This window comes from Polyangium sp. y55x31, assembly GCF_029946505.1.
Classification (GTDB): Bacteria; Myxococcota_A; Polyangia; order Polyangiales; family Polyangiaceae; genus Polyangium.
Genome location: NZ_JARZHG010000030.1, coordinates 139,195 through 146,380, shown reverse-complemented (window position 1 = coordinate 146,380; position 7,186 = coordinate 139,195). Strand labels below are relative to the sequence as shown.

The 7,186-nt window shown below is 69.1% G+C and carries 6 protein-coding genes and 1 pseudogene; 5 read left to right on the top strand and 2 right to left on the bottom strand.

Annotated features, from left to right (window positions below):
• From QHF84_RS36770 to QHF84_RS36760, 3 genes and pseudogenes are all read left to right on the top strand, one after another.
• Window positions 1-450 (top strand): annotated as a pseudogene (locus QHF84_RS36770) (hypothetical protein); the annotation flags it as partial.
• Window positions 447-1,790 (top strand): serine/threonine-protein kinase, encoded by a 1,344-nt coding sequence (locus QHF84_RS36765; RefSeq protein ID WP_281318203.1) that lies wholly within the window; start codon window positions 447-449, stop codon window positions 1,788-1,790. The pseudogene QHF84_RS36770 and the gene QHF84_RS36765, both read left to right, overlap by 4 nt.
• A gap of 9 nt (window positions 1,791-1,799) precedes the next feature.
• Window positions 1,800-2,813, top strand: a complete 1,014-nt coding sequence (locus tag QHF84_RS36760) for a PEGA domain-containing protein (RefSeq protein WP_281318202.1) — start codon at window positions 1,800-1,802, stop codon at window positions 2,811-2,813.
• Window positions 2,814-2,826: 13 nt separating this feature from the next.
• Here QHF84_RS36760 and QHF84_RS36755 read toward each other — a convergent pair whose 3' ends face one another.
• Both QHF84_RS36755 and QHF84_RS36750 read right to left on the bottom strand, forming a co-directional pair.
• Complete coding sequence (locus QHF84_RS36755) at window positions 2,827-3,573, bottom strand: ferritin-like domain-containing protein (protein ID WP_281318201.1); 747 nt, start codon at window positions 3,571-3,573, stop codon at window positions 2,827-2,829.
• Between the two features lie 22 nt (window positions 3,574-3,595).
• Window positions 3,596-4,768 carry a hypothetical protein gene (locus tag QHF84_RS36750; RefSeq protein ID WP_281318200.1) on the bottom strand — a complete coding sequence of 391 codons (1,173 nt, stop codon included), beginning with the start codon at window positions 4,766-4,768 and terminating at the stop codon, window positions 3,596-3,598.
• 240 nt (window positions 4,769-5,008) lie between these two features.
• Here QHF84_RS36750 and QHF84_RS36745 point away from each other — a divergent pair, with 240 nt between their 5' ends.
• Both QHF84_RS36745 and QHF84_RS36740 read left to right on the top strand, forming a co-directional pair.
• Entirely contained in the window at window positions 5,009-5,461 is a 453-nt protein-coding gene (locus QHF84_RS36745; RefSeq protein WP_281318199.1) for a PA2169 family four-helix-bundle protein, read from the top strand.
• A gap of 90 nt (window positions 5,462-5,551) precedes the next feature.
• On the top strand, window positions 5,552-7,177 hold the full coding sequence (locus tag QHF84_RS36740; protein WP_281318198.1) for a radical SAM protein: 1,626 nt from the start codon (window positions 5,552-5,554) through the stop codon (window positions 7,175-7,177).
• The last annotated feature ends 9 nt before the right edge of the window (window positions 7,178-7,186 follow it).

The window sequence follows — 7,186 nt, the reverse complement described above, 5'->3', positions numbered from 1 at the left end:
GGCCTCGGCGGCGCGGGCGGCACCGGCGTGACCGGCCCCGTGGGCGCCGGCGGCGCCGGCGGCGGCGTGGGAGGAAGCGGCGGCAGCGGGATGACTGGCGGCGTGGGAGGCGCAGGCGGCGCCGGCGGCAGCGGTGGTTCCGTCGGCAGCGGGATGACCGGCGGCGTGGGCGGCGCGGGCGGCGCGGGTGGCAGCGGCGGCTCCGTCGGCAGCGGGATGACCGGCGGCGTGGGTGGCGCGGCTGGCTCCAGCGGCGTGGGCGGCGCCGGCGGCGTCGGTGGTCCGATTGAAGTCTGCCCCGACGGCGGCGCGGGACAGGGCGGGGTCAACAACTGCGGGACCGTCGAGCTGCCTGTCGCGCCCCCGCCTCCCCCCGAACCCAAGACGGCGACCCTTCGCCGCGTTCGCCTCTTCACACAGGACGCGCTCACGCGTAGGCTGCGCCCGTGACCGAGCCCGCCGAACGGGATCCGGCCTCGCCCGATGGCGCGCCCGCGCCGGGCACGGTGCTCGCCGGCAAGTACGTCGTCGAGTCCGTCCTCGGCCAGGGAGGCATGGGGATCGTCCTGCAGGCGCGGCACCAGCGCACCGAGCAGGCCGTGGCCATCAAGCTCCTGCGCCCCGACGCGCGCGCGCTGCCCGACGTGACGGCGCGGTTCGAGCGCGAGGCGCGCGCGGCGGCCCGGATCCAGGGGCCCCACGTGGTGCGCGTCTACGACGTCGACAACCTCCCGGACGGCAGCCCCATGATGGTCATGGAGCTGCTCCAGGGCTGGGATCTCGGTCAAGAGCTCGCGATCCGCGGCCCGCTCCCGTATCCGGAGGCCGTCGGCCACGTCCTCGCGGCGTGCGAGGCGCTCGCGCAGGCGCACCGCATGGGCGTCGTGCATCGCGACATCAAGCCGGGCAATTTGTACCTTTGCCAGGAAGGTCAGCGGCGCGTCGTCAAGGTGCTCGATTTCGGCATTTCGAAGGTCCTCGACAAACGAGACAATGCCGCGCAGACGGCCACGACGGCCGCGTTCGGCACGCCGCAATACATGTCGCCGGAGCAGGTGCGGTCGACGAAAAACGTCGACGGGCGGGCGGACATCTGGTCGCTCGGGGTGGTCCTCTACGAATTGCTCGGCGGACGTGGGCCCTTCGGGGACGAGGCGAGCGCGACGGCCGTGCTCGCGGCCATCATCGCGGACGAGCCCAAGCCTTTGCGCGAGCTCCGGCCGGATCTGCCGCAGAAGCTCGCGGACGTGGTCATGAAGGCGCTCGCCAAGCGCGTCGACGAACGGTGGCCCGACATCGATACGTTCATGGCCGCGCTCGTGCCTTTCGGCCCGGCCGGCGCCGCGCCGCAGACGCTCCTCAATGCGAAGACGCCGGCCATTGCCGCTCGCGAGCCGATGTCGACCCGGCGCTTGGTGATCGTGTCGGCAGGCATTGCGGCGGTCGTCGTGGGGGTGTTTCTGTTCGTGCTCGCCTCACAGACGAAAAAGCCTGCGGAGCCGGCCGCGGATACGGTCGTCACGACCGCGACGGCGCCGACGCCCGCGGCGACGCCCGCGCCTTCGCCCACGATCACGCCGACGCCTGCGGCCGCGGCCGAGACGGGGACGACGCCTGCGGCCGCGACCGTTCCTGCGCCCACGACGTCGCCCGTCGTGGGACCGGCGCCGAAAAAAGAGCCGACGACCGCCACGCCGCCGGTCAACGCGACGGCCACGGCCGCGCCGACGCCCACGCCGAAGCCTCCCAAGCCGCCCCCGCCCCCGGCGGAGGATCCGACCCACCTCTAGAAACGCGCCATGAGCCGAAATCGCCTCCGCGCTGGCCTTTCCCACGTCCTCCTCGTCGCGCTCGGCTCGACGATCGCCCCGGCGGCCCTCGCCGACGCGCCGCAAGCGGCCCCGCCGGCGGCCCCGCAGCCGCCAGCCGGGCAGGATCCCGCGCTCGTGGCGCGCGCCAAGGAGCGCAAGGCCGAGGGCGACAAGGCGATGGACAAGCTCCGCCCCCTCGACGCGCTCGCGGCCTATACCGAGGCGTACGCGCTCAGCCCGGAGCCGGCGCTGCTCTACAACATGGGCCGGGCCCTCGAAGCGCTCGACCGGTTGCCCGAGGCGCTCGAAAAACTCACGGCGTTCCGCGCGCAGGCGCCGGCCGACCTCCTCGCCAAGGTGCCGGGGCTCAACGATCGTATTGCGAACATCGAAAAACGCCTGTCGCGCCTCAGCGTGAAGGTGAACGTCGAAGGCGCGCGGATCCTCGTGCGCGACGTCGTCGCCGGAATGTCGCCCCTCGACAAACCGCTCGTGCTCAAGGCCGGTCCGGCCGACGTGCTCGTCGAGGCGGACGGGTTTTTCCCTTATCGTACGCGCGTCGAGCTGCCGGGCGCCGGCGCGTACGTCCTCGATGCGCAGCTCCAGAGCAAGGCCAAGGTCGGCAAGCTCCTCGTGACCGCGCCGAAGACCGGCGTGACGGTCCTCGTCGACGGCAAGAGCGCGGGGCAAGCGCCGCTCGAAACGCTGGTCGAGCCGGGGACGCACAAGGTCGCCGCGCGGCACCCCGAATACGTGGATTACGAGACCAGCGTCATCGTGACCGCCGGCGGCGAGCGGACGGTCGCGCTCGTCCTCCAGCGCCCGCCGCCCATTTATGCGCGCTGGTGGTTCTGGACCACGATCGGCGTGGTCGTCGCGGGCGGCGCGGCCGGCGGCGCCGCGTATGCCCTCACGACCGAAAAAGACGCGGGGCGGGGGGACATCCCACCGGGCCAGCTCTCGCCGGCCTTTTTCGTGACGACGCCCCCGCTCCCGTTCTGATCGACCTATTTCCTCAGGCCGCCTGCCCGAGCCTCCCCTCCGCGTCCTGCATCGCGTGGTTCGCCACCCATTGCCGCACGTGCGCGAGGTGTTTTTCCTCGGCGCGCATGGCGTCGCGGAAATCGTCCGCCATCGCCTCGTGCCCCAGGCTCGTCGCCAGCTCGATCAGCATGTCCCAGCCCTCGCTGTCGGTGAGCTCCGCCACGAGGAGCGCGTGCAGCGTCTGCGGCAGCGTCGTGCGCGGATCATTGAGGACCTGGATCAGGCCCGACGCCTCGACCGCGGCGATGTCCGCCGAGGGCGTGAGCGCTGTCGGATCCGCGCCCATGCTCTCGAGGGCGCTCCGCAGCACGTGGAAATGCTCGAGCTCCTCGTCGTGGAACTCCTGGAGCGTCTCGCGCGTCGGCCCGCCGTCGTAACTCCCGAGCGCGTCGAGCTTCGCGAGCACGCTCTCGTACATGCGTGTCCCGGTCCGCTCGAATTGCAGGCGCTCGGCGAGTTTGTCCAGGAACACGGCCGGGTTCTTGGCTGCGAGGCCTTCGAGCACCGATTTCACCGCGCCCTTCACGCTCGACGGCGGCGGCATCGTGCCCACGATCCCGGACTCGCTCGCGTACGACATCCGCAGGCTCGCGATGCCCGACTCGTCGCCCTCGCTGCTCGGCACCGTGCCTTCGGCCGCCTCGATGAGCTCCTTCGAATCGATCGGGCTCGTCCCGATCCCCGTCCGGTTCATCCCGATGTCGGTCGGCTCTTTCATGATTTCCTCCTCCGAGCCCCTCTCAGGCCGCCTTCTTCACGAGCTCGCTCCCGGGGGTGTACACGTAGCCCGCCGCCACGGTTTGGCTGGGCGAACCATCCGAATTGATCTGCCGGTTGTAGGCGATCGAGGGTGAATCCGGTGGCACCTGGTTCACCGGGACGAACTGGGTCCCCACGCTGCGCAGGTGGACCTCGTTCTTCAGGACCTGCCGCACGTAATCGCGGTGGCTCATGTACTTGATGCGCTCCGGCAGGCTCGTCGGGATGATCTCGAACGGATCGCGGTTCTCCACACGCCGGAAGAGATCCATCACGTGGTTCAGGTGGCCGAGCTCGTAGGCCACCATGCGCTCCCAGATGGCCTTGAGCCGCGCATTCGACTCCTGTTCCATGCAGGCGAGGTAGTTCCAGACCTCCGTGCACTCGTGCAGGAGCCATTTCTCCATCCACGTCTCGTTCGGGTCGATGATCGCTTCGTATTGCGTGACGTGTTGCTCCTCGATGTGCGCGATCTCCGCGTAGAGCAGGCGCGCCACCGGGTCGGCGAAGAGCGGCCCGATGTTCTGGTAGTAGTTCTGCGTCTGCTGCTCGCCCGACATGATCGTCAGCGACACGAGCTTCGTGATCGGCGCGGCCGTCGTGCGATCGTAGTGCTCGCGCAGATCGTCCGTCGGATACCGGTGCTCGACCACCGTGGGCCGGCCCGGCAGGACGTCGGTATACGATTGCAGGATCGCGTTCGCGTCCTTGCCCTCCAGGCGGTCCATGAGCGCTGAATATCGATAGAGGTGATCGAAATCTTCGAGCAGCCCGAAGCGGAGCACCTGCGCGATGTACGGATCGGGCTCGAGGAGCGCGAGGCTCGCGGTCACTTCGATGGCCACCTGCTCGTAGGCGATCGTGGTCTCGAGCGGCGACTGATCCGCCGGCAGGAGCCAGTTCACGAGCACTTGCTGGTGCGTCTCGATGCGCCGCACCTTCGCGAGCTCGGCGCGCATCGGATCGTTCATGCGGGCGAAGGCGTGCTGGAAGCGGTTCGCCTCCATCTCGATGCCGTTCATGAGGATGATGCGCAGGCGTGTGAAAGCGTCGTCGTTCAGCTTGCTGATCGGCTCGCGCACCATGTCGCGCCAGGTGAAGTCTTCCTGGGCGTCGATGGCGACGCCCTTTTCCTTCGTGAGGTCGAGTGACACGATAATCCTCCCCGTTCGGTTCCTCCGCGATGGCTCACGGATCGGGCGCGCAGGATCGCCGTCCGATCCGCCTTGCTTGCAAGAAGCTTGCGAGGTTTCGTCCGGGATCGAATGAAGTTTGCCGACGAGCAGCCTCTGCACGCCGTGGGCGAAAGCTTCCCGCGGCGGGGCTCGACGCCGCGCACCTTCGTCCCCCATGGATATCGCGAGCCTGGAAGGGCCCCGAGGAGGGAGTTTTCCATGGATAACCGCGAAGTCGTTCAAAAGCTGAACAAACTGATCAAGCTCGACGTGGACGCGGTGCATGCGTACAAGCAGGCGATCGACGCCTGCACGATGGAGGAGATCCGGAGCAACCTGGTCCGGTTCCAGGAAGACCATCAGCGGCATATTCGTGATCTCTCGCAGCAGGTACGGGTCTGCGGCGGCGAGCCGGAGGTGGAGACGTCCTGGGCCGGGTTCCTGATCGAGGGCTTCACGGCCATCACGAGCCAGGGGGACCACAGCGCGCTCCTCGCGATGCGGGGGAACGAGGAGCTGACGAACCGCACCTACGAGGCCGCGCTCAACGTGGCCGACCTGCCGACGGAGGTGCGCTCGCTCCTCGAGAGGAATTTCTCGGACGAGCAGCGTCACCTCTCGTGGATCAAGGACCAGCTCGACAGTCGGGTCTGGGAGAGGAAGGCTGCTTAGGGAAGCAGTTTCCGGCGTCTACACGTGAGCACAAGGCCCCGCCCACATGTCGTGTGTGGCGGGGTTTCGTTTTGTTGTAGAATCCCGCTGATGGAGCCGAAGACGCAGCGGGGGGCGCAGGGCGCCGGAGGCGACCCGGAGCCCCGAGCGTTGGTCGAGATTCAGCTCGGCCACATGTGCAACAACCGTTGCGTCTTTTGCGTCAGCGGCCAGGAGACGGCGCTCGGCCGCGCGAGGCCGCTCCCGCTCGAGCCGATCCTCGAGCAGATCCGCGCCGCGCGCGCGGCCGGGCACCGGAAGATCACGCTGCTCGGGGGCGAGCCCACGCTCCAGCCTGCGTTCCTCGACGTGGTGCGCGAGAGCGTCGCCCTCGGCTTCGAGGAGATCGTGATCTTCACGAACGGCGTGAAGACCGCCCGCGCCGCGTTCGTGGACGAGATCCTCGCGACACGCGGGAATTTCACGTTTCGCTTCTCGATCCAGGGCGCGACCGAGGAGGCCCACGAGCGCACGACGCGCAAAGATGGGTCGTTCGCCCGCATCGTGCAGTCGATGCATCACGTGCGGGCGCGGGGGCAGCGGCTCACCGTGAACATGTGTGTCGTCCAGTCGAATTACGAATCGGTGGACGCGTTCCCGGACCTGCTCCTGCCGCTCGGGGTCTCGCAGCTCCACCTCGACATGGTGCGGCCGCTCGATGCGGGCGTGCGCACGGAGGAAGAGTTCGCGGCGATGATCCCGCGCTACCGGAGCCTCGTCGGCCCGCTGGAACGGATGGTCGCGGGTTTCCCCGAGGGGTTCGACGTCAACATCGGAAACCTCCCGTATTGCGTCGCGCCGCACCTCGCGCCCTTCATTCACCACGACGGCGAAAAGACGATGACGATCGCCGTCGACGGCGACAGGACGCTCAGCAAGCCCTGGGACAAATACCTCGTCAAGCGGCGGGACAAATCGAAGCCCGCGGGCTGCGCGGCGTGTGTCTTCGACGCGCGTTGCAATGGCATCTTCGAGACATACCGGGAGATGTACGGCGACGAGGAGTTCGTCCCCGTGACGCCCGAGCGCCTCGCCGAGGCCGATCCCGGCCGAAAGCTCTTTTCGGTGCACGCGCGGGCGCTCGTCGCGCGGGCGTTCGCGGGGTTCGTCCCGCCAAAGCCGTTTGCCCGCGTGACCCTCACGGAGCTCGGCGAGCGCGCGGTCGAGGTGCGGCTCGAAGGCGACGAGAGCCTCGTGCTCACGCTCCGGCCGCGATCGGAAGGGGAGGGGATCGCGGCGACGGAATGGTTTTCCGTGGGGATCCTCGCCGCGCCGGCGGATCGAGAGGCCTGCCACGCCGGGATCCTCGCGATCGGCGAGAGGTTGTCCCGGCACGTCACGTTCGTGCATCCGATCGGGGAGGATGCGGCGCTGCCGCTCCTGCGATCGGTGGCAGCGCGGATCCAGCTCTTGCGAAGGCGCGCGCCGTTTGGCGCCCTCGCGTGGAAGGACGTGCGCATCTCGTCGGAAGGGCAGCGCGCCGAGCTCGGGTTCGAGGCGCCGTCGGGCGAGCGCGCCTGGGTTTGGCTGGGTGAAACGAACGGCAAACCGGTGGGCGGGTATCGTGTCGGGGAAGGGGAGCCCTCGGCCGAGGTCATCGAGGGCCTCAGGGCCGTGCTCGGCGCGCTCTCGCGTGGTGCGTCGGGCCCGCGGGCTGCGTCGGCCTCGCGGGCTTGACGTTCCTCG

Coding starts and splice junctions, on each gene's coding strand:
- QHF84_RS36760 (WP_281318202.1), top strand. CDS start 1,800: ATGAGCCGAAATCGCCTCCGCGCTGGCCTTTCCCACGTCCTCCTCGTC.
- QHF84_RS36755 (WP_281318201.1), bottom strand. CDS start 3,573: ATGAAAGAGCCGACCGACATCGGGATGAACCGGACGGGGATCGGGACG.
- QHF84_RS36745 (WP_281318199.1), top strand. CDS start 5,009: ATGGATAACCGCGAAGTCGTTCAAAAGCTGAACAAACTGATCAAGCTC.
- QHF84_RS36740 (WP_281318198.1), top strand. CDS start 5,552: ATGGAGCCGAAGACGCAGCGGGGGGCGCAGGGCGCCGGAGGCGACCCG.